We start from the raw sequence: 1,776 nt of genomic DNA, 5'->3' as shown, positions 1-1,776 counted from the left end.
GAACATCTTTCGCAAGTTCAGCCTCTTTCTTCTCACGCATGAACCGAGTAAGATTAGTCTGAAAAGAAAGCGTAAAAAGGCCGCCAGAGACGACGGATTTATGCTGGAACTGCTCAAAAGTGCCTAATTTGGTGCGGTAGCCCTAACCTGCAATTGGGAGGAGCCGCCGCATCCGTCGCTGCCCCCGGAGTTTTGCAGCCGCTCGAAGGAGCCGACGCTCAGGGCTCCGCTGATGGTGCTGTACTGCTCGCGGCGGGTGCTGTCGGCCGGTACCTGGCTGGTGAGCACGAACCCGGCGCAGGCCAGGCCCAGGGGCAGGGCCACGCGGGCAGGTCGGGCGGCTTCGGTCGCGCCCAGCAGCAGCGCCCCACCCTCCAGCACCACCACCGCCAGCAGCAGGGTTTTGATAACCAGCACTTCGGGGAGTACCAGGGCCACCGGCCCCAGCCAGGCCGTGGCCGCCAGCAGCGCTACTACGGCCAGCAGGTTGCGCACGGGGTGCTGTACCGGTCCGGTTTCGGGGTGGGCAACACTGCCCCGCCGCACCCGCCAGGCCCAGAGCCCCAGCACGGCCGGCGCTAGCAGCAGCAGTACCCACTGCACCTGCTTGAGGGCCAGTCCGGCGTGGATATGCACGGCGCTACCGGCCTGCTCACCGGCCGGGTTGCGCCAAAACTCGATGAGCAGGCGGCCCGTGAGCAGCAGGCCCAAATGCAGCAGGCGCTGGCTGCCCCCGGGCCAGGTACGGCGCCGGGTAATCAGCAGCACCGCGCCCACGCCCGCGCACAGCAGCAGGGAGTATAGTTGGGTCGGGTGGACCGGCAGCGAATGCGCCGCCCCGGCCGGCAGCTGGCCCTGCACGGCCTGCACTAGGTAGGGCAGCGTGTCGGGCGGGTAGGTGAAACCCCAGCCACCCGCCGTGGGTTCGCCGAAGCAGCAGCCCGTGAGGATGCAGCCCCCGCACTGCACCACCAGGGCCGCGCACATGGGCAGCGTAAAGGCATCGAACACGTGCCAGCTAAAGCCGAAGGGTCGGCGCAAGGCCAGCAGCGTGAGGGTGCCCGCCAGGGCCCCGCCCAGCACCGTGCGCGCCTCCGAATCGGGCCAGCGGCCGGTGTGCAGCAGCCCGCTCCACTCGGGGGCGGTGAGGGCCAGTAGCTTGGTGCCCAGGATGAAGGCCAGGGTGGTGCAGGCCAGCACCACCAGCCAGGGCCGCAGCTCGTAGCCGCGCCGCCAGCCTTCCCACACCAGCAGCGCCAGGTTGAGGGTAAAGGCCAGCACGTAGAACAGGCTATAAAAATCGTGGGGCGAATCGGCCGGAATAGCCAGCGTCCAGAAGGAGGTAGTAGCGGTTAGAAGCATAGACGCGAGGCTAAGATTAGAAAGACGGAACGGCCGCTAACAGCAATGACCGGAATAGGCTAAGCCGGCATAAAGAGGCCGCCGCCCGGCCCAGGTGTAGGCATTCGGCGGCGGCCCGAAATGGAGGGTAAGAATGGTTCGGTAATGGTAGGCCCGGGGAAGCCTGGCACGAAGAATAGGGGATGACTTCTGCTGACAAGGTATCTTCCCCCTCCACAGTTCACCAACCAGAATACAGGCTTTTCAGACTTTGCAATATGGCCTCTGCTACTCTACCCTACTAAATATTGCGGCATAAAACGGGGCAGTCCGACCTTTGGGGTTCCTACACCATCCAAACCCGTTCTGCCCCGTGAAGCAATGCCTCAGCGCCAAACTTACTACGCTTTTGCGACAGGTACCGTTTGTGCGCCA

The 1,776-nt window shown here is 64.6% G+C and carries 1 protein-coding gene; it reads right to left on the bottom strand.

Annotated features, from left to right (window positions below; genetic code table 11):
- Positions 1 to 123 precede the first annotated feature (123 nt).
- On the bottom strand, positions 124 to 1,362 hold the full coding sequence (locus tag D0T11_RS21660; protein ID WP_119657876.1) for a prolipoprotein diacylglyceryl transferase family protein: 1,239 nt from the start codon (positions 1,360 to 1,362) through the stop codon (positions 124 to 126).
- Positions 1,363 to 1,776 lie beyond the last annotated feature (414 nt).

The sequence above is a fragment of the Hymenobacter rubripertinctus genome (assembly GCF_003583925.1).
GTDB lineage: Bacteria > Bacteroidota > Bacteroidia > Cytophagales > Hymenobacteraceae > Hymenobacter > Hymenobacter rubripertinctus.
The sequence above is the reverse complement of the archived record's forward strand: the minus strand, read 5'-3'. Positions and strand labels throughout refer to the sequence as shown.

Coding starts and splice junctions, on each gene's coding strand:
- D0T11_RS21660 (WP_119657876.1), bottom strand. CDS start 1,362: ATGCTTCTAACCGCTACTACCTCCTTCTGGACGCTGGCTATTCCGGCC.